The sequence below is a fragment of the Paenibacillus sp. P2(2022) genome (assembly GCF_029522175.1).
Lineage (GTDB): Bacteria > Bacillota > Bacilli > Paenibacillales > Paenibacillaceae > Paenibacillus > Paenibacillus polymyxa.
The window spans coordinates 904193-925479 of sequence record NZ_JAKWFI010000002.1 but is presented as its reverse complement, the minus strand read 5'-3'; the positions used below and the strand labels follow the sequence as shown (position 1 = coordinate 925479).

Genomic DNA, 21287 nt, shown 5'->3' with positions numbered 1-21287 from the left:
AATCGGTTTTAGGATGTGATTAATTTAACACTTGGAAATCAATACGTCAATCCACCAACCTATAGAACTTTTCTATAACAAAACAGCCTCCCTGAAGCCTTCTGTCAGTGCATCTGCAAAATCCGAGGTCACTGCGCAGTCTTCTTTGGCCGCGATTATGCTAATCTGCATAGATACCCCAGCCACCTCTGGAACATGAATGCGGAACAGCCTCTGATCCTTCACTTCACGGTTCACACAGACATCCGGTAAAAAGGCAATGCCCGCCTCTTGCAATACCAGCTTTTTGGCCGTGACCACATTGTCTACCTGAAAAGCTATATCCGGTGGTTGCTCCAGTGATTCAAAAGATCGATGAATCCTCATCCAATCTAATGATCCGCACTCAAAAAACACCAGTGTTTCACGTTGGATATCCTGTATGCTAGCCTTACCTGTCTTCGTAAACGGATGGCCTTCATAAACATACAGGGAAATCGGGTCTTCATAAAATGCAAGCGTACGAATAGCCGGATGCATCACTTTACGGACAAAACTAATGTCTACCTCACGGTTCAATAGCTTATGTACCAGTTGATCCGTCGTAGCCGTCACAATTTTGTAGTTGATTTCCGGATACCGAGCACGAAGCTGCTTTAATATTTCAGGAATAATGTAGTTCGACACCGATATCGTGCAGCCGATTCGAATTTGCTGAGGGGCTTTCTTGCGCTGTTGAAGCTTTTGCTTCCCTTTTTGCAGCACTTGGAGCATCTGCTCCGCATAAGGAAGGAACTTTCGTCCATCCTCCGTTAGAATCGTTTGTTTGCTTTGACGGTCGAATAACTTACACTCAAGCTCGCGTTCCAGCGTCTGAATCCGGGCTGTGACAGAGGGCTGTGACAAGAACAACGCTTCTGCCGCCTTATTAAAACTTCCATAATGATTCACGTATACAAAGGCTTCCATATTCTCGATATTCATACGCAAGTCCCCCAGTAAGTTTTATATACATTTATCCAATGAGTTAACTTGGTTTTTTGTATCATAAAACTCACTGAACGACCTGTCAATGGAAATATTGAAAATATCTATAACTTTAACAGTTCATTTAGTTCTTTAACCGAACGGTCCAATCGTACAACCAACTCTTCGGACAATCCATATGCTCCACCCGGCAGGCGCTCGACCCACTGATCCACCGCATACACCCCACCAAGAATATGTCTTCCCCCCAGCGCGTTGAGCACCGGCTTCAGGGCGTAGTCAATGACCAGCAGATGGGCCAGTGTACCGCCGATAAATAAAGGCAAGACAGGCTTCTCTCTCAGACCTTCCTGCGGAACCAGATCCAGAAATATTTTCAATAGCCCTGAATAGGCGGCTTTATATACTGGCGAAGCCACAATGACGGCATCTGCGTCTGCAAGCAACGCAAGCGATGCTGTGACGTCGGGACTATTAAAGTTAGCTTTGATCAAATCCTCAGCTGGCAAGTCGACCACATTCAGTAATGTAACCTCTGCTCCAGCCTCCCGTAACTGCTCAGTTGCATAGTGAATCAGGCCGTACAAACGGGATTGTGTAGATGGACTGCCTGATAGGATGACAACCTTGGACATCTCATTCCCTCCTTCTGTTATGCGTCAACTTTCACTTTGGATCTGGCTGCTGTATAACGATTCTCAGGAATCGGTACGCCCAGGTTTTCACGCAATGTGCTAAATTCATAATCCTGACGGTAAATACCGCGCTCCTGCAAAATAGGCACAACTAGATTTACGAAATCATGTAGGCCCGTTGGCACGTCGGAACCGATAATGAATCCGTCTGCGCCTTTTCCTTCAAACCACTCTTGCACTCGATCCGCCACCTGCTCAGCAGTCCCAATAAAAGAGGTTCTCGGCGTAGCTGAACGTAATGCAACCTCACGCAGGGTCAAATTCTGCTCTTTGGCTGTTCGTTTGATTTTATCTGTACCACTGCGAAATGAATTACTGCCAATACCCTCAAGCTCAGGGAATGGCTCATCCAGCGGATATTGTGAGAAATCATGATGATCGAAGAATCGCCCCAAATATTTTAACGCAGCCTCGATCGTTACTAGATTGGTAATCTCCTCATACTTGCGTTCCGCTTCCTCTGGCGTACTGCCAATAATCGGCGAAATGCCTGGCAAAATGACAATATCCTCTTCTGATCTGCCATAGCGCACCGCACGTTCCTTCACATCACGGTAAAACTGCTGCGCTTCCTCCAAGGTTTCATGTCCTGTAAATACAGCATCCGCTTCCTTGGCAGCCAGGTTTTTGCCATCTTCTGAGGAACCCGCCTGGAAAATGACCGGCTGTCCCTGCTTGGATCGTCCAATGTTAAGCGGACCCTGCACAGAGAAAAACTCACCTTTGTGGTTCAGTGTATGCAGCTTGTCGGGATCAAAGAATACGCCGGCTTCCTTATCACGAACGAACGCATCCTCTTCCCACGAGTCCCATAGTCCTTTGGTCACCTGCAAATATTCATCGGCAATTTTATAGCGCTGTGGATGCGATGGATGCTCCCCTTTGTTAAAGTTAAGAGCAGAACCTTCCAGCGGGGAAGTCACTACATTCCAGCCTGCACGACCTCCACTAATATGATCAATGGAAGAAAACTGGCGTGCTACCGTGAACGGTTCGCTATAGGAAGTCGACAATGTGCCGACCAGTCCGATATGCTTCGTCACCCCAGCCAAAGCAGACAAAATCGTAATTGGCTCAAAACGGTTCAGAAAGTGAGGAATGGATTTTTCGTTAATAAACAAACCGTCTGCGATAAATACGAGATCAAACTTCCCTTCCTCTGCCTTTTGCGCCTGCGTTTTATAAAATTCAAAATTAACACTGGCATCCGCCGGTACATCAGGGTGGCGCCAAGTCGTCATGCTTCCCCCAACACCATGAATTATCGCACCCAATTTAATCTGTCTATTCTTAGCCATGGCTCTTCCACCTCTCTTGAATATAATTGTTATACCGCTTGATTATAACTTTCCAGCACTTTACCCAGCTCTTCCAGATCCGGGTTAAGAAGTGCTTCATATTTGTTATCTCCGCCTACCTCTACGACAGGAACATAGCGAATACCATATTTGGTCTCCAACACATCACGCAGTGCATCATTACCGTCCACTTGGATATTTTCATACGGCTGATTTTGGGATTCTAGGTACGATTTGATCTCTCCACAAAAATGACAGCCGGTTTTGCTCCACACTACAACTTTAGGTTTGGATGACATATACATACCTCCGCGAGTTTAATGTTTATAATCCCGATTGATTAAATATGAATTATATCTATAATGTATCCTGCTCCCTTCTTTCCGTCAATCGCTTGACTAATAGACAATGGTAATTGAACGATAGAAAATTTTAATTTTATATTGCATTGAATCGGATAGGTGACAGCCTGTTATTTAAATTTGGGTAGATTAGAGTTTAAATGGGACTTGGCGCGGACATCCTTGGAATAGTAGCGCCCTTATGGCGAAATGAAATGAGGTTGGACAAATGCAGGAATGGACCATTGTAGCTTTACGTACGTTATTAGCCATCGTTATTCTTTTTGTGATTACCAAGATTCTCGGAAAACGTCAGGTATCACAGCTTTCCTTGTTCGAATATATAACTGGAATCACCATCGGTAACTTGGCTGCTTCTATCCCTTTGGAACGCGAATCCTCCTGGTACTTGGGTACTGTATCGTTAGCCGTATGGGTACTGACAACACTTGGCATCGAATTTTTGCAAATTAAAAGCAAGAAAGTCAGGGATTTATCAGATGGAAAGACGACAGTCCTAATCAAAGACGGCAAAATTTTAGAGGATAATCTGAGAAAAGAGCGACTCACCCTGGATGAACTCATGGAACAGCTTCGAAGCAAGAATGTATTCAAAGTAGCTGATGTAGAATTTGCTCTTATGGAAACTAGTGGCGAAGTTAATGTGCTGTTAACCAAAGACAAGCAGCCTGTGACGCTTAAGGATCTGAATATGCTGCAGCTACCGGAGAAGGAACCTACAGCAGTCATTATGGATGGACAACTTATGGAGCAACAAATGGCATACATGGGGATTACTCAGCAATGGCTGGATGCCAAGCTAAAGGAAAAGAGTCTAACGGTCAAAGATGTGTTTTTTGCCCAGGTGGACACACAAGGAGAACTATATATTGACCAATATAGCGATAATGTACAACAATCCAAGGTACAGGACTCTAATCAAGCCGTGCTGACTCTATTAGAACAGTGCACTACTGAATTGCAAAAGCTCGCATCTGGCTCCAGTGAGCAGCAAAGAAAACAACTATACGAACAATGCTCACAAAGTTTGAAAGAAGCTATACAGGAGATGAAGCCGGTAAATACATCTAACTCCTGAGCATATACACATAGCCCGTAAGAGTATAAGCATAGGAACAAAAAAAGGAGCGTCCTGCCAGCCGTTTATGGCTTGGAAGACGCTCCTTTTGTAATTACAGGGCCAGTGCGCATTTCATGTTTACACTGTAAAAAAATAATCTCGCTCTACCTTGCTCACTCTTAAACCGAATGCTGTATACCACTCGGATTTCCCTTTCTCCTGTGCTACCTTGTGCAGCTCGTTATCCTTCCAATGTTTTATAGCGTCCAAAGACTCCCAATAGGACACTGTGATGCCCACTCCGTTTTGGTCACGAACACTTTCCACACCTAGAAAGCCAGGCTGCTTGGCAGCCAGTTCCACCATTTTGTCCCCCATCTTTCCGTATCCACCATCCCCTTCCGAACGTTCAGAAGTAAAAATAGCTGCATAATAAGGGGGCTGTGGTGTCTTTGCAATTGAACTCATAGGTACCTCCCAGAAATTAATGATTAATCGGCATTTTTCTCAAGTTCGATTATAACCACAGAGCTGAGATAAAAAAAATGAATATATATGATACTATGTATGAATATATTTCATTCTAAGTTGGAGGACATATGAATTTGTTTAAATATAAGGTCTTTCTTAGCGTAATAGAAGCAGGAAGCTTTACCAAAGCAGGAGAACTTCTCAATCTTACACAATCCGCTATTAGCCATGCCGTTTCCGCTTTGGAGCAGGAATTGGGCCTGACTCTTTTAATTAGAGGACGTTCAGGCATCCAATTGACCAGCAACGGAGAACGTCTGATGAAGCATTTCAGAGAAATCATACAAATGAATGAAAAGCTGTATCAAGAGGTCGCCCTCATCAAAGGATTGGAAACCGGAACTGTAAAGATAGGCACATTCTCAAGTGTATCCATCCATTGGTTGCCTGGGATTATCCAAAAGTTTAACGAGCAGTTTCCATTTATTGAACTAAAGTTGCTTGACGGGAACTACCATGACATTGAAAATTGGATAGCCAGCGGAGAAGCTGATTTTGGCTTCGTTAATTTGCCTACTCTCGATGGACTGGAAGTATTACCGTTAAAAAAAGAAAGAATGCTGTGCGTACTTCCATCTAATCATGTGCTTCGGGAGCAAACAAGCATACGTGTGGATCAGCTTCTCCATGAGCCCTTCATTATGCCGGCTTCAGGCTGTGACACAGATGTACAGAGAATTTTTTCCCAGCATAAGCTTGTTCCGAAAATCAAATATGAATTAGAAGATGATCATGCCATTATGGCTATGGTGCAAAATGGCCTGGGCGTAAGTATCCTGCCCGAAATGATTTTAGTTCAAAACCCTTATGAAATTTGTATTCTGCCCTTGGATGGACCATATTTCCGTTCCGTTGGTATCGCTACTGTCTCCTTAAAGAACCTGGCTCCAGCCGCCAAAAAGTGTATGGAGTTTATTACTGAATGGATCAACTAGTTTCTTCCTGTTGGCCAAGGCAACGGATTCTCAAAGCTGGACCAGTCCATTTCCATTTCGCTATCGTTCAGCAGACATTCATCTAGCTCTTCTTCCAAGTTCAGCCGATTCATTCCGATACCGATCATAACGATTTCGTTCAAGCGGTCTCCCCATTGCTCATCCCAATGGTCCAGAACCTCAGGGTTGGCCGCGACGATTTCCTGCTGTTCTTCTTCTGGCAACGCCGCAAGCCAGCTTCCCGCTGGACCAAATTGAATAGATGGACCTGCCTGGCTGATACTCGCTGCCCAATCCTGGGGGGCTGCAATCCAGGCCAAACCCTTGGCGCGAACGATTTCCTCCGGCCAGTAGCTCATAAATTCTGCCAATCTTGCAGGATGGAACGGTCTTCTGCGGCGATAAACAAAGGAGTTGATTCCATATTCGTCCGTCTCCGGTGTGTGGCTTTCCAGCTCCAGCTCGCGAATCCATCCAGCGGATTGACTAGCTTTGTCAAAGTTGAACAGCCCCGTATTTAAAATGTCCGTAGGCGTGACCTTTCCCTTGGAGGTGCGAATGATTCGGGCTTCAGGCTGCAATCTCCGCAGCACACCCTCCAGCTTGTCCAGCTCTGCGGGCTGAACCAGATCGCACTTATTCAGAATCAATACATCACAAGTTTCAATCTGGTCAATTAGCAAGTCCGAGATATCACGTGTGTCATCTTCTCCAGTAGCCTGCTTGCGATCCAGCAGCGTTTCTCCTGATTCAAAGTCATGCCAGAAACGGTTCGCATCGACTACAGTCACCATACAATCCAGTTTTGCCAGCGAAGCTAAATCAATGCCTGTTCCTTCATCAGCGTATGTGAAGGTTTGAGCGATGGGTACGGGTTCACTGATGCCTGTAGATTCGATTAATATATAATCAAACTCACCTTGTTCCGCCAGCTTCTTGACCTCAAGTAATAAATCTTCACGCAATGTACAGCAAATACAGCCATTAGACAACTCGACGAGTTTTTCTTCTGTTCGGGACAAGCCGCCCTCTTTTTTAACCAGCTCGGCATCTATATTCACTTCACTCATGTCATTAACGATGACTGCTACTTTCATTCCGTCTCGATTGTTTAATACATGATTCAGAATCGTCGTTTTTCCTGCACCCAAATACCCGCTCAACACGGTTACCGGGATTGGTTTCTTATTCATTGCTGGTGCACTCCCTTTAATATTGGTTTATTATTGTTTTTAATCGTAATTATTACTATTAAATCAGCATTCAGAAATATACATTATTCCTTTTGCTTTGTCAACTGTAAAGAAACTCTTGAAATGAATGATCTTGAGTCATTAATATGAGAAATAACGACACTTAAAGAATTAGGAGAATGCTATGCGCTCAATCTGGTTAGGTGTGTTTGCAGCTTTCTTTTTTGCTTTTACATTTGTTCTCAATCGGTCTATGGAGCTGTCTGGAGGAAGCTGGATCTGGAGTGCTTCGTTACGTTATCTGTTTATGGTTCCTATGCTGTTTGTCATTGTCATGGCCCAGCATAAGCTTAAGCCTCTGTGGAAAGTTATGAAGGAACAACCGGGAAGGTGGCTGTGGTGGAGCTTCATCGGATTTGGTTTATTTTATGCTCCGTTATGCTTCGCATCGGCATATTCACCAGGTTGGTTGATCGCAGGAACTTGGCAAATAACCATTATTTCCGGTTCTTTGCTTGTTCCTTTATTTGCTGAGGTTGTCCATACGGAGAACGGACCTGTCAAAGTACGAGAAAAAATCCCTATCCAAGGACTATTGATGTCTCTGATTATTTTAATCGGAATTATTGTGATGCAGGTCGAACAGTCGCAATCTATTTCTACTCAAGATTTTTTATTCGGTATATTGCCTGTCATACTGGCTTCTTTCGCATACCCTTTAGGTAATCGTAAAATGATGGAAGTTTGTGCGGGGCGGTTAGATGCCTATCAACGTGTGCTCGGAATGACTATAGCCAGCCTGCCTTTTTGGTTATTGCTTTCGTTATACGGGGTTTTTAGCACAGGATTGCCAAGCAAGGATCAGACCATACAGTCTGCTCTGGTGGCCGTGTTCTCAGGGGTCATTGCTACGGTTTTATTTTTTAAAGCTACAGATCAGGTACGTGGAAATATGCAAAAGCTGGCCACAGTAGAAGCCACACAATCGCTGGAAGTGCTTTTTGCACTAATGGGGGAATTAATCTTTTTGTCTATCCCCATCCCATCTGCTTGGTCATGGCTGGGAATGTTCATCGTTATCCTTGGTATAAGTCTGCATAGCTATGTATCACATCAAAAAACGACTGTTCAGCAAATACGATCTAAAAAGGCAGATTCCGTTTAGTGCAAAAGCAGCAGATCATAGAAGAGGCTTCTGATCTGCTGCTTTTTGCCGATTTATGATCAATCCATATTACCAAGCGTAGGCTTCTGGTGCAGGTTTTCCCGGACCCGGGAAAATCTCATCTAGCTTGGCAAGCACATCTTCACTTAATTTAACCTCAGGTACCCGCAGCGCATCCTCTAACTGTTCTAATGTACGTGGTCCGATAATTGGAGCCGTCACGGCCGGATGAGATAGCACCCAAGCCAGGGCAATAACGTCTTCCTTTTCGCCCAGCTCGCGGGACAACGCTGCAAATTGCTCCAGCTTCGCACGATTCTGCTCTACCTTTTCCTTGGCACGTGCGCTGCGGGAACCAGTACCTGCTAATGCATTGCGTCCCAGCAGTCCGCCCGCCAACGGACTCCATGGAATCACACCCAGACCCAGCTCTTGAGCTGCCGGTAATACTTCAAGCTCAGCTGAGCGTTCGTTCAGGTTGTACAAATGCTGCTCCGATACCAGTCCCAGAAAACGCCGTGCCTTCGCTTCGGCCTGCGCCACCGCAATGTGCCAACCCGCAAAATTACTGGAACCGATATAGCCAACTTGTCCCCGATCCACCACGGACTCAAATACGCCCCATAGCTCATCCCATGACACGTTGCGGTCAATGTGATGCATTTGATATAGCTCTATATGGTCTGTTTGCAGACGTTTCAGCGACGCATCCAAATGACGGCGAATTTTGTATGCAGATAAGCCCGACCCTGCATTGGGTCCGTCATTTTCATTTTTCATGTCTCCATATACCTTGGTCGCCAATACGACCTTCTCGCGTCTTCCACCACCCTGTTGGAACCATCGTCCGATAATTTCTTCTGTCCAGCCTTTACGGTCATGGCCATATACATTAGCCGTATCAAAGAAATTAATGCCCGCATCCAGCGCGGCATCCATAATTTTAAAAGCATCCTTTTCTTCAGTTTCCGGTCCGAAATTCATTGTGCCTAGACATAACCGACTAACCTTCAAGCCTGACTTTCCTAAGTATGAATATTCCATACTATCTCCCGCCTTTGCTTAAGGATTTTTTGAAAATTCCGAAAAATTGCATAAAAAAAAGACCATACCTACTTCATTCACCAGAATAACCCCCCTTTGAAACACCCCAAAATGCATTTAAAAAGGTAGATAGCGCATGCAAAAAAGCCTCCGCACCATGCCGAAGCATTACATGCGGAGGCCACCCCTACATACTACACGCCGAATGTTAAGAAAGTGACTTTACGGCGGAGCCGCTCACCTCAGCCACCGTAACTCACTCTCTTTTTAACAATCAAGGAATTAATTTTGTTTCTTTCGCTCGCTCTGCCATTTTCTTCGTATGCTTGCTAAGCGGCTTCTTAAGTACTAATCCAAACAAGAAGCAAATTCCGATAAACACAAACAGCATCACTACATCTCGTGTTACCGTTGACGGCAACATTCCTCCTACCGTTTCCCGTAGTAGACTAACCGCATAGGTGAACGGTACGAACGGATTCAGGGTCTGAAAAAAAGCTGTACTCGTCGCAATAGGAAATGTGCCCCCTGAACTGGAGAATTGGAGCACCAGCAGGATGACTGCCAGACCCTTCCCGATATTGCCGAACACCGAAACCAAAGTATAGGTCATGGCCGTAAACACTAGACTGATCAGCATAGAGGAGAGTACAAATGCTACTTTGGCATCCACATATGTTCCCAGCAGGAACAAATCACCGAGAGATACGCTCAGCGCCTGAAAAATACCAATTGTAGAAAACGTCATGAGCCGTCCAAAATACACCTGGTAGCTTTTATATTGACCTTCCGGGTCATCCACATCTACCCTGAACATGGAGACCAGCAGCATCGCACCTACCCAAATCGATAATGTAGTGTAAAAAGGTGACATCGCAGAACCATAGTTAGGAATCGGGTATATCCGCTCCTGCTTCAGTGATACCGGACTACCGAGGAAATCACTTTCCTTTTTTACATCTCCCTTAAGCAACGCAATAGCTCTTCCGAGGGCATTTTCGCCCTTAAGCTTACGGATCGTGTCTGCTGCCTGACGTATGGAATCCTCGGCAGCAGGAAGATCGGTTCTGACAAAATTGGCTACCTGGTGTACCGCTTTTTCAGCCTCAGGAAACTTGTTTTCAATCAAGTCTGCCATTTTAACAAACTGTTGTTCCGCTTTCGGCAAATCATTGCGTACAAAGTCTGCCGCTTGATGAATTTTACTTTTAACCGTTGGCAAATCGTGCTTCACGAAGTCTGCCGCTTTGTTCACAGCATTCGTAAACTCGCCCATGCGTCCCTGAATCGTCGTAGCGGCTTCATGCAGCTTTTGACGATATTGTGGCAAGTCCTGCTGGAGACGTGTTAGCTCTTGCTGCCCGAATTCGGCTGCGACCTGTGCATCATTTAATAGCTTATCAATATTCGGGAGCTGCTCTTGAGCTGTGGTCAACACATTGGCAGAATTGCGGGCAACAGATTTGATTTGATCCAGCGCCTTTTGAATGGCAGGAGCATATGCCGTATCATAATTGTCCAAAATGCTGTCAATTCCGCTACTGATTTCTCCTGCAAGGCGGTCAGCATCATCCAGCAGATTTTGGGCAGGCTTCTCACCACGCTGAATAGCATCCCCAATGCTAGTGACCGTGCTATTCAATCGGCGGAAGCGATCCTCTACCCCGTTTACCCGGGAAATAAGTGAATTCAGTGGCTGGCTAGGCAAATATCCGTTCACACGGTTCAGCAGTTGAGAAATATGGTCCAGCACACCTACGGCAGTCGTGAGCCTACCGCTAATCCGATTCGCCCCAGCTTGTGCTGCTTTAGGATCAAAATCCACACCACGAATGATGCCTGTAATCTGTGAAACTTCATTCGCAATTTGTTGCACCAGCTGTAAATCTTCTTTAACTATGGTTCCGATCGAATCAAGCGCACCTTCGTTTTTATCCAGAAAGTCAAGTATACCAGTTGTAAAATCCTTGCCTGTATCGGCTATTTTCTGTACTTCCGGCAGTGCTGTCCGGGCAGCATGAATGACCTTAAGGGCCGTTTGCGTATCCTCCAAGGCGGTAGCGAGTGCACTTTCTACCTTACTGAAATTCTGATCCAGCTCAACAATTCGATCACCGGCTTTTTGAATATCGGGCAGTTTTTTTTGTATATCCAAAATAACTGCGGCCACCTTGTCCAGCTCAGGCAGGTTTTTGTCAATTTTAAGCACCAGGTCGCCAGCACGGTTGATTTCAGGAATTTTTTCCTTCAATGCAATGATCTTTTGGCCCTGAGCCTTAATTTTCGGTAAATTCTGCTCCAGCTCTAATGCCTGCTTACCCAACCGATCGATATCAGGCAACCGATTATTCAGCTCCAACACCCGATTTTCAATGTTGCGAATCGTCGGCAACTCCTCTTCCAGCTTTACTCCGGCTTCCTTTAATTTCGTCAAAACCGCCTGGCTGGCCGTTTCAATAAAGTTTTGGCTAATTTGGTTTGTCAGAGAGGTTGCCCCTGAAGAAGTAATTTTCGGAGCGACCGCGTTGATTTTTTCATTCACAGCATAATCAATCTCCGGCTTCTGCGGATTTTCTGTAAGCACACTCGTAATTTTCTCTGAAAAATCTTTTGGGATCAGCAGGCTGGCATAATAATCACCGTTCAGTACCCCTTTTCGCGCTTCCGCTTCATTGACAAAAGTCCAACCCAGCTTCTTGTTATTTTGAAGGCTATGTATAACCTCGTCGCCGATATTAATCTTTTTACCATTTACCTCAGCACCCTGATCTTGGCTGGTTACTGCAATTTTAATACCTGATGTATTCGCATATGGGTCCCACATTGCTTTCAAATTCACCCATGCGTAGACGGAAGGCAAAAGAATGATGCCAATGACTAATAAAGTCCCGGTCGATACTTTGAATACATTTTTCCAGTCTGTTAAGTAGATTTGCCATATCTTCCGCAACTTCACCACTCCTCATATGTACATTAACCTATCGTCCAGTGTTGTATGCACACGTATTGTAAACGATTTGAGCGGCTGAAGCGAATGTAATAAACGAACTCCATTTGCAGGCATAGCCTCCATCAAATAAAAAGCACCCTATTTATTGATTTGGGGACTCCCCCCCCATTTGTGAGACAGGGATCAAAACATTGGTTCTTCGCCATTTCGATACCACCTCATTCATGTTTGTAGCTGTGCCTTATTCTTTATTCCCAGTTGCTCCATAACCTCTCTTATCGAAACTCTTGCCAATCTCATTTCAATAGCTTTCATCTTTATTTCTAAGGATAACTCACTCTCGTTGCTAACGTAAAAACACCTCCAAGGTTATCTTCATATCTTACGACATGGCTTGATTCTCTTGAAGGTGTTTTGATTTGTCTCACGTTATGAGGGCTGTTCCTCTTAAGCTGAAGGCAGTTCTTTCTTTAGTTTGCGTCTTAGTTTATATTTTGCCAGAAACATATAAAGAGACGGTACCACAAATAAAGTAAGGAGTGTAGAAAACAGCAAACTGCCAGTTACCGCGATTGGAATCATGCAGCCGACCACGTTGATCGGTTGCCTTTTAAGTTTCATTGAGTTATCGTCTCCCGTTAGCTTAATAATGCATTGCTATCGATTTGATACAATATGCTGATCATTTTGATGCGCATCTTCATTAAAGTAATGTTCAAACTGTTTTTCCATTTTATCGGCTACCAAGTTTGTGTGGCGTGAATGCACAATTGCTGTAATGACAAAATAAAGGGAAACTATTGTTAGAAAAAAATAAAGTATATTCATCGAAAAACCCCTCTCAGAAGGTAGATGATCGAAGATTGTATGGTTCCATTTGACTTTATGTGAGCTGCATTTTTATTTTATAAAACTATTGGTCACTTTTTCTTACCATTCAACTTGATCAAAACGCATGTCTTTATAGTAGAACTCCCTATCATGATCCGTAATCTCACGAAGAACTCTGCATGGATTTCCAACAGCTATTACATTCGCAGGGATATCCTTGGTTACCACACTACCAGCACCAATTACACTCCCTTTGCCAATCGTGACTCCTGGAACAATAATCGCTCCGCTCCCGATCCATGCCCCATCCTCAATGACCACTGGTAATGCAAACATCCCGCCTTCTTTGCGCTTTTCTGGATGTACAGGATGATTCGTTACAGCAATCGTTACATTCGGGCCAAACATGACATCATTCCCAATCGTAACTTTATAGTCGTCAACCACGGTTAGATTGAAATTGATATATACATTATTTCCTACGGTCGTATTTGAACCATAAGACATGCGAATTGGCGGCTCCATCCATACATTTTCTCCAATGCTTGCAAAGAGTTGTTTCATTAACGTTTTGCGCATTTCAACATCATCCGGATGCAAATTATTAATTTCATAGCATATTGCCTTACCACGCTGGCGTGCTTTCGCCAACTCTGCAGCCTCTTTCGGATAATTAGCATCGTGATCTGTAAATAATTGTTTGCTAGCCATTCGTTCTTGGATATTCATGCAACATTCTCCCTTATAAATGCTTGTATTTATTAGAGTAAATTGCATAACCCTTAGTTATGATCAGGTTTATGCAAAGTTTCTAGTTATGTTGTTAAGCCACTTAAACTGTCGATATCGAATAAAAGCAATGGGTAATTTAATCATCTCGTCTAAGCTGATGACGATATACAAAAAGATAGGCGGCACTTGCCAAACAAAAGCACATAGGTAACTAAGCGGCAGAATAATAAGCCACATGACAACAGTGTCGCACCAAAATCCAAATTTGGAATCCCCACCAGCCGTAAATATACCCGCTATAGTTGTGGAGTTTAAGGATTTAGCCATACAATAATACGCACTAATGTAAAGCATCCCATCTAGGTAACTTTGAGCAATTGAATTCAAATTGACGATGGAGTATACCAATGGTTTAATGAACAGAATCGTGCAGCCTGCAATAACTCCAAATATCAAAGCATAAAAACACATTTTGTTGCCCGCATGCTTTGCCTTCTCGATGTCACCCTGTCCCAAATACTTTCCAACAAGTACAGAGCCTCCAGTAGCTATGCCTCCACAGAGAACAACTGCTAGGTTTTTAACTACAGACGCTATCGAGTTAGCTGCTACCATATCGGAGTTCACATGGCCAATAATTGCAGCCGTAGCGGTAAGAGCTCCTCCCCATACAATATAATTCCCCTGTACAGGCAGAGTATATTTTAAGAAATCTTTTAATAAATTTCGTTGAATGCCATCACGTACAGGCAAACGAAAACGAATGCCCCCCTTGGTTACGGAGTGAATCATACAACATACTAGTTCAATAATCCGTGCTAAAACCGTGGCAAGAGCTACTGCGGAAATGGCCAGTTCGGGTCTTGATGGGAATAAAATAAAAATGCAAAAGGCATTGAACAAAATGTTTAAGATCAAACATAAGGAGCTAATCCACGCACTGAGTTTTGCATTTTCCATACTTCTAATCACACTGAGATACATCTGCGATATTCCCATCACGAGATAAGAAAAGGAATTCATTTGTAAAAACTTAGAGCCATATTGAATCAGTTCAGTATCATTGGTGAATAAATACATAAGTGCCTCTGGAAGAAAGAAGGAAGTCAAAAAAAACAAAATGGAGATACAAAAGGAGAACATGCAAGCAATACTAAGAATGCGCTGTATGGTTGGTAAATCCTCCCTTCCCCAGTATTGCGCAGTCAGGATACTTGCCCCCGCTGACATCCCCATGTAAAACAATGTTAATGCAAAAGTAATTTGCCCTGCGAGTGATACGGCTGACATTGCAGATTGACTAATCATACCCAGCATAAATACATCAACGGATATCACGGTTGCTGATATTAAATTTTGTAATGCAATGGGAATGACGAGCATCATTAACTCTCGATTAAAATCACGACTGCCAGATCCTCTAAATTGTATACGGTTTCTCACCTATACCCTGTCCTCTCGTTGATTTCCACAATATAAGAATAGGATAGTATCATTGTTATTTCCATTAAAATTGGCTATAATTTTATAAAAATCGTATATATTCAAAGGATGATTTTGTTGATGACAAATTTAGAGGTGTTTTCTGATTTATCAGAACGTTTAAATTATAATATTCCTGATTTACCACTTTACGTCAGAAAGGGAAGCCTTCATCAATTTAACAATCATACAGCAGTAGCGCATTGGCATGTGGACGTGGAGTTTATCTACGTATTAAAAGGAGCGATGGATTTCTCTGTTAATGGAACTATCACTCGATTGCAGCAGGGAGATGGACTTTTTGTGAATAGCCAACGTTTGCATTTCGGTTATTCTCTTGCAGACCACAACGATTGTTTATTCCTTGTCATCGTCATTCATCCGTCTATCCTTGGTGTGAAGCCTTCATTTGTTCAAACATACTGGGGGGATAAGTTTAGTTTAATGATGGATGATTTTGTCGTGCTTACAAATCAGATTGATTGGCAGCAAAGAATATTACTTTCCATTCAAGAAATCTATCAGGAAATGCACAAGGACCATACTCCTCCCAATCCGCTTCGTCTGGCATCACAAGCTTTATCTTTGTGTGCTACTATAGGGGATCATTTGCAACCCATTTCTGGGCAATCTGGAGTATTGACACATGTTCAGGAAATGACTCGTTTCATTCATCAAAACTATGATCAAAAAATAACTCTTGAGGAGATCGCATCTGCAGGAGCTGTTTGCAGAAGCCGTTGCTGTACATTATTTAACAAATATGTGGGCCAGACGCCCAACAACTATGTCACTCAATATCGCCTTCAAAAAAGTTGCGAAATGTTAAGAGAAACACGAAGATCCATTAGTGAAATCGCACTTGCCTGCGGTTTTCAAAGTGCTAGCTATTTTTCGTCCATTTTCCGTAAACAGATGGGTGTAGTTCCGCAAAATTATCGAAAACAAGTTTCGAATAACGATTCAACTTGAATGGAAGTAATACAAGCTGTTTTGGAATAATATGGATTACAACAGTCTTTCAACTCAAATATTATTTTGTCAAAAGCGTAATATAGAAATTCAAACAATAAGGAGTACGGGCACTGCAACTCAAATAATAAAGAGCGGGGCAATCACACCATTGCCCCGCTCTTTTACAGAATGCAATACCATTTGACAGACAAGGGTCACTGCAAATCCAGTATTTTTTGAATCGTGAGAAGAACACCATTTTCTTCGTTTGACTTAGTAATGAAGTTTGCTGCCTTTTTAGTATTTTCACAAGCATTACTCACTGCAAAGCTGTATTTCGCGATTGCCATGAGTTCCACATCATTCTCGCCGTCACCAAATGACATTGTTTCCTCGTATGTGACGCCCAACATTTCTTGCAGTTTCTTTACTGTCTCACCTTTATGCGTATGCAATGCCGTGATATCCAGCCATCTAGCTTCAGAATCAACAATATAAATTTGTCCACCCAACGTATTCTCAACATGTGCTCTTAATGCTGTACTTCGCCCCTCCGTGTCGAAGACCGTGATTTTGATAAAACGGCTATCTATGTTTGCAAAAGAGTCTGTTTTTAATACACGTTCATAGGAGCCTTTAACAACTTTATACATATCTTCTGAAATGGAAGAATGAACGTACGCAGCATCACTTGCACATACAATAAGCGTCATATTGTTGTCGAAGTCTTGAATTTGATCAATCGCCTGTAGAGCTAGATTCCGATCAATACTAAACTCTTTAACCACTTGGCCATCTTTTTTAATTCGAGCAGCACTGTCACCCAGTATCCAAACTCCCTTGCCATGTTCGTCAAACAATTTTTCAACACGTTCACATTGTTTACCTGTACATGCGACAAATGTAACTCCTTTTTGCTGCATCTCTGCATAAACTTTTTTGAAAAGTTCGACATCGTACTGACTTTTATTGTTCAGAAATGTTCCGTCTAGATCCGTGACTACAAGTTTAATCATACTTATGCCCTCCAGTTTTTTGCTTGTCTTTTTTGTCCTTTTGATTAAAATGATCTACATGTTTCACTTGCATGTTTTCCACAAGAATTTGAATTTTTTTGCGAATATACAATTGCGCTGATGATAAAATACGAACCTATCAAAATGCATGTGGTCAATATAATTCCCACTAATATTCCCATGAGTATTCGCTTCCTGTGAAGTTCATAAAGGTCTTTTTTTATATACTTTATAATGAATGTTTAAAAAGTATCTAAAAAAATTCAAAACGAGTTGGTAACATGCTTATCTATGATCTCTCGCTACAAAACAAGATTAAAATATGTAACTGGTTTCATGTCAATAAATTAATTTCAGTACATCAGACTTTAGCGTGGAATGAAACGATTCGATAGGGGCATAATCAGCAGGTGTTCCTTTACGGGACATGCTCATGGTCATGCCTTTTCCCTTTACTACAGCTTGATAAGCCTGTGACGTATATACGCTTCCCTGAACGCTGTGGAGCAGCATGCTTGTCTATTTTGGAAGTTGATTCAGCGTACCCACAACCAAGGACGTATCTTGCTTGTCCGCTATACTGTAAGCCATAATCTCCCCGTTGTACAGGTCTAGAATGCTAGAGAAGTACAATATCTTTCCGCCAAACGGTAAATTTTTCCCACAACAGTAGTCGTGCCTTTTTTAAGAATGTATATTCGTTTTTCTATATTTTCACGGTATATCCATCCAGGTTAATCCCAAAAAGAAACATACACATAATCCTTAGACGTGGCATAAAAGTAAAGATTTGCTTAACCCAAAAGAAGCCCCTCAAGGCCTAAACGATAGGCTCAAGGAGCTTCTGATGTACAACATTATCCATTCTTCAGCAATCTGGTCGGCGAAAATCCTGCGCCATGACGCAGTTTCCGCTTTTCCAACCGTTTGTGCAGCGAACGGTTATACAGAACCTGAATGACAAAATACGAAATTATGCCCAGCACCACACCGAAAATAGACATGCCGATCAGGATGTGGAGGCCTCCGTGCAGTAAGTCTCTGAATACAGACCAGTTGCCGTGAAAAAGCTCCATAAAAGAATGCTCGTGAAGTCGACCGCCCCTGACATGTACCGGATAATGTGATGGATAAATCCAAGCTCCCAGTTGCTTGGCGAATGGCATCAGTACAATCGGCAAAAAGGTCAGCTTGCCGACAACGTTACCCACAATGGCGGCAGGCAGCGAACCACCGGACAGCCGAACAATCGGGTAAAACACGAGGTATACGAGAGAGGCCGTGGAAATTACGATCATCTCCAGACCAAAGCCAATGGCGAAGCCCAAAGAGATCTTTTTAACTCCACCAGGGGCGCGCAACAGCTTAATAAAATTCAGACGAATCGCCCGCCATATATTTTGAAACACATTGTATTTCTTCCTTGATTTATGAGGTTTGAGCCTTTTCGGATTGAACTTTATCAATAGGAGGACTCCTTCAACAGTACAATTTCAAGTTTAGGAATGAGTTCAAATAACTCCCCATCCTTACTTAGTCTATACTGTCATTATAACCCTCAGCGTTCGAAAAGCAATGCTATTCCGCCTGTTTCGCTATTTTAGAACACAATTCGCTTATTGACATCGCTGGATAGAGGTACAAGGTCCCAAATCTCAGCCGCGTATTGCTGGATTGTACAATCACTGGAGAATTTCCCGGAATGGGCCATATTTACAATAGCACGTCGTGTCCACTCCGAAGGATTGCGATACACCTGTTCAATATGAACCTGCGTATCTACATAGGCTGCAAAATCCTTAAGCACAAAGTATTCATCATTATGATCAATCAGAGATTGATAAATGGCCTCAAATTCCCGTTCATGCCGCGTAAAAGGTGCATCGTTTACCAGTTGATCCAGCACTTCACGCAATCTTTCATCACTGTTGGCTGTTTTGCGTGCCGAATACTGTCCATTCCGATAATACTCTTCAATCTGATCTACCTTCAATCCAAAAATGAACATGTTGGCATCGCCTACCATTGCATGCATTTCAACATTAGCTCCGTCCAATGTACCCAGTGTGAGCGCGCCGTTCATCATAAATTTCATGTTCCCTGTGCCTGATGCTTCCTTGCCTGCCGTAGAAATCTGTTCACTGACATCCGCCGCAGGAATAATCAGCTCCGCCAGCGAGACCGAATAATTTTCAAGGAAAACGACTTTCAGCTTGTCCTTAACATCTACATCCCGATTGATCGTGTCCGCCACATTATTTATGAGCTTAATCGTCTGTTTAGCGAGAAAATAACCGGGGGCTGCTTTCGCGCCAAAAATAAATGTGCGTGGCGTAACATCCAGCGCAGGATTACTTTTGAGCTGGTTATATAGATGCATCACATGCAAAATATTGAGCAGTTGTCGCTTATATCCGTGCAACCGTTTGACCTGTACATCAAAAATGGAGGATGTATCCAGTCGTACGCCCTGTTTTGCAAACACATGCTCAGCAAGCCTGACCTTATTATTTCGCTTAATCACCTGAATCCGTTCTTGGAACGATTCGTCCCCACTGTAGCGAAGCAGGTCAATGAGTTCGCGTGGACGGGTTCTCCAGCGTGTACCGATAGTCTCATCATACAAGCTTGCCAGCTCCGGGTTGGCATGCATCAGCCAGCGTCTATGGGCAATTCCGTTTGTTTTATTATTAAACCGGTCAGGATACAATTCATGAAAGGACTTCATCTCTCGTTCCTTCAAGATTTGCGTATGCAGTGCAGCTACCCCATTCACACTGTAGCTGCCGACGATGGCCAAATGAGCCATACGAATTTGTTCACCATGAATAATCGCCATTTCACCAATTTTGATGTCCTGACCCGGATAACGCCCTAATAGCATAGCACAATAACGTTTGTTCATTTCTTCAATGATCAAGTAAATCCGAGGAAGCAGTTCTCTCACCATGTTGACGGGCCATTGTTCCAGCGCCTCACTTAATATCGTATGATTCGTATATGAAACGGTCCGTGTCGTAATATCCCATGCTTCGTCCCACCCCAAGCCTTTCACGTCCATCAAAATACGCATCAGTTCCGGTATAACCAGTGTCGGATGGGTATCGTTAATGTGCAATGCTATTTTATCAGGCAATTGACTGTAAGGTAAACGAAGCTTCTCAAACGTACGCAAAATGCTCTGTAATCCGGCCGAGCAGAGGAAATACTGCTGCTTCAAGCGAAGCAGCTTACCCTCATAATTGGAATCATCCGGATAGAGAAATGCCGAGATGGACTCTACCGATCGATTGTAATCGAGAAAGCGGTAATATCCGCCCTCGCCTCGAATCGGTCCTCGAACGGGATCAAGCGCGGATTCCGCACTCCAAATCCGTAGCGTATTCACCTGCGCATGACCATAGCCCACCAGCGGAATATCGTAAGGGACGGCCCAGACCGTCTCGGCATCCTGTGTCTCGAACACAAGACGCCCCTCCTGTTCACGAGTCTCCACACGTCCCCAAAAATGAACCTCGACCTTTTTGTCAGGACGACGTTCCTCCCATACATTCCCTTTCTGTAGCCAGTAATCCGGCAGTTCCACCTGATTTCCGTCTACAATACGCTGCTCAAACAGGCCATATTTATATCGAATCCCGCAGCCATGCCCTGCATAGCCAAGGGATGCTAATGAGTCCATGAAGCAAGCCGCCAGACGGCCGAGACCCCCATTGCCTAGCCCTGCGTCTGCTTCCTGTTCCTCGATTTCCTCCAGATTCCATCCCAATTCCCCCAATGCCTGCCGAACCATATCCAATACGCCCAAATTCAGCAAATTACTGCCCAATAGACGACCTATTAAAAATTCCAATGAAAAATAATAAATCTGCTTCACTTGTCCTTCTTTGTAGGCTTGGTTCGTTTCTGCCCAATTCTTGCCGACTTGTTCACGAATCATGCCACCCAAAACCTTATATACGTCTTCCGACTGAGCCTCCTGCATCGGTTTACCCAGTCTTCCGACTAGTTGCTCTCGAAAGGCCTGCTTAAATGCTTCTTTATTGCTGAACAAAGTGGTACCTCCTGTTAAT

General features: G+C 43.5%; 18 protein-coding genes and 1 pseudogene. 4 read left to right on the top strand and 15 right to left on the bottom strand.

Annotated features, from left to right (window positions below; all coding sequences use genetic code 11):
• Nucleotides 1-72 precede the first annotated feature (72 nt).
• From MMB75_RS11615 to MMB75_RS11600, 4 genes are all read right to left on the bottom strand, one after another.
• Complete coding sequence (locus MMB75_RS11615) at nucleotides 73-963, bottom strand: LysR family transcriptional regulator (protein WP_031463391.1); 891 nt, start codon at nucleotides 961-963, stop codon at nucleotides 73-75.
• A gap of 107 nt (nucleotides 964-1070) precedes the next feature.
• Entirely contained in the window at nucleotides 1071-1601 is a 531-nt protein-coding gene (ssuE, locus tag MMB75_RS11610; protein WP_016821107.1) for an NADPH-dependent FMN reductase, read from the bottom strand.
• A 17-nt stretch (nucleotides 1602-1618) separates the two neighbouring features.
• Nucleotides 1619-2959: an LLM class flavin-dependent oxidoreductase gene (locus MMB75_RS11605; RefSeq protein ID WP_017428369.1), complete on the bottom strand. Its 1341-nt coding sequence runs from the start codon at nucleotides 2957-2959 to the stop codon at nucleotides 1619-1621.
• Nucleotides 2960-2988: 29 nt separating this feature from the next.
• Entirely contained in the window at nucleotides 2989-3258 is a 270-nt protein-coding gene (locus MMB75_RS11600) for a glutaredoxin family protein (RefSeq protein ID WP_017428368.1), read from the bottom strand.
• A gap of 271 nt (nucleotides 3259-3529) precedes the next feature.
• Here MMB75_RS11600 and MMB75_RS11595 point away from each other — a divergent pair, with 271 nt between their 5' ends.
• A complete protein-coding gene (locus MMB75_RS11595) occupies nucleotides 3530-4399 on the top strand; it encodes a DUF421 domain-containing protein (RefSeq protein ID WP_019687077.1) in 870 nt (289 codons plus the stop codon).
• A 120-nt stretch (nucleotides 4400-4519) separates the two neighbouring features.
• Here the strand turns inward: MMB75_RS11595 and MMB75_RS11590 are convergent, their stop codons facing one another.
• A complete protein-coding gene (locus MMB75_RS11590) occupies nucleotides 4520-4849 on the bottom strand; it encodes an antibiotic biosynthesis monooxygenase family protein (protein ID WP_016821103.1) in 330 nt (109 codons plus the stop codon).
• 131 nt (nucleotides 4850-4980) lie between these two features.
• Between MMB75_RS11590 and MMB75_RS11585 the strand changes: the two genes are divergently transcribed.
• A complete protein-coding gene (locus MMB75_RS11585; protein WP_277507739.1) occupies nucleotides 4981-5847 on the top strand; it encodes a LysR family transcriptional regulator in 867 nt (288 codons plus the stop codon).
• On the opposite strand, the gene MMB75_RS11580 is transcribed toward MMB75_RS11585, so the two are convergent.
• Complete coding sequence (locus tag MMB75_RS11580) at nucleotides 5844-7040, bottom strand: GTP-binding protein (protein WP_025364720.1); 1197 nt, start codon at nucleotides 7038-7040, stop codon at nucleotides 5844-5846. The genes MMB75_RS11585 and MMB75_RS11580 overlap by 4 nt on opposite strands.
• 184 nt (nucleotides 7041-7224) lie before the next feature.
• Here MMB75_RS11580 and MMB75_RS11575 point away from each other — a divergent pair, with 184 nt between their 5' ends.
• Entirely contained in the window at nucleotides 7225-8205 is a 981-nt protein-coding gene (locus tag MMB75_RS11575) for a DMT family transporter (protein ID WP_045243817.1), read from the top strand.
• 69 nt (nucleotides 8206-8274) lie between these two features.
• On the opposite strand, the gene MMB75_RS11570 is transcribed toward MMB75_RS11575, so the two are convergent.
• From MMB75_RS11570 to MMB75_RS11550, 5 genes are all read right to left on the bottom strand, one after another.
• Nucleotides 8275-9249 carry an aldo/keto reductase gene (locus tag MMB75_RS11570; protein WP_016821099.1) on the bottom strand — a complete coding sequence of 325 codons (975 nt, stop codon included), beginning with the start codon at nucleotides 9247-9249 and terminating at the stop codon, nucleotides 8275-8277.
• A 274-nt stretch (nucleotides 9250-9523) separates the two neighbouring features.
• Complete coding sequence (locus MMB75_RS11565) at nucleotides 9524-12199, bottom strand: YhgE/Pip domain-containing protein (RefSeq protein ID WP_045243818.1); 2676 nt, start codon at nucleotides 12197-12199, stop codon at nucleotides 9524-9526.
• A 447-nt stretch (nucleotides 12200-12646) separates the two neighbouring features.
• Entirely contained in the window at nucleotides 12647-12820 is a 174-nt protein-coding gene (locus tag MMB75_RS11560) for a hypothetical protein (protein ID WP_155399767.1), read from the bottom strand.
• 309 nt (nucleotides 12821-13129) lie between these two features.
• Nucleotides 13130-13759, bottom strand: coding sequence for a sugar O-acetyltransferase (locus tag MMB75_RS11555; RefSeq protein ID WP_017428360.1), 630 nt, complete (start codon nucleotides 13757-13759; stop codon nucleotides 13130-13132).
• Nucleotides 13760-13828: 69 nt separating this feature from the next.
• Nucleotides 13829-15148: an MATE family efflux transporter gene (locus MMB75_RS11550; RefSeq protein ID WP_045243819.1), complete on the bottom strand. Its 1320-nt coding sequence runs from the start codon at nucleotides 15146-15148 to the stop codon at nucleotides 13829-13831.
• Between the two features lie 177 nt (nucleotides 15149-15325).
• Between MMB75_RS11550 and MMB75_RS11545 the strand changes: the two genes are divergently transcribed.
• A complete protein-coding gene (locus MMB75_RS11545) occupies nucleotides 15326-16216 on the top strand; it encodes an AraC family transcriptional regulator (RefSeq protein ID WP_039277189.1) in 891 nt (296 codons plus the stop codon).
• 197 nt (nucleotides 16217-16413) lie between these two features.
• Here the strand turns inward: MMB75_RS11545 and MMB75_RS11540 are convergent, their stop codons facing one another.
• The 4 genes and pseudogenes from MMB75_RS11540 to MMB75_RS11525 form a co-directional block, all read right to left on the bottom strand.
• On the bottom strand, nucleotides 16414-17214 hold the full coding sequence (locus MMB75_RS11540; protein WP_025364715.1) for a Cof-type HAD-IIB family hydrolase: 801 nt from the start codon (nucleotides 17212-17214) through the stop codon (nucleotides 16414-16416).
• A 348-nt stretch (nucleotides 17215-17562) separates the two neighbouring features.
• Nucleotides 17563-17868: pseudogene (locus MMB75_RS11535) on the bottom strand (transposase); the annotation flags it as partial.
• A 203-nt stretch (nucleotides 17869-18071) separates the two neighbouring features.
• Nucleotides 18072-18680: a DUF2062 domain-containing protein gene (locus MMB75_RS11530; protein ID WP_016821089.1), complete on the bottom strand. Its 609-nt coding sequence runs from the start codon at nucleotides 18678-18680 to the stop codon at nucleotides 18072-18074.
• Between the two features lie 134 nt (nucleotides 18681-18814).
• Nucleotides 18815-21268, bottom strand: a complete 2454-nt coding sequence (locus tag MMB75_RS11525; protein WP_045243820.1) for a glycogen/starch/alpha-glucan phosphorylase — start codon at nucleotides 21266-21268, stop codon at nucleotides 18815-18817.
• Nucleotides 21269-21287: the final 19 nt, after the last annotated feature.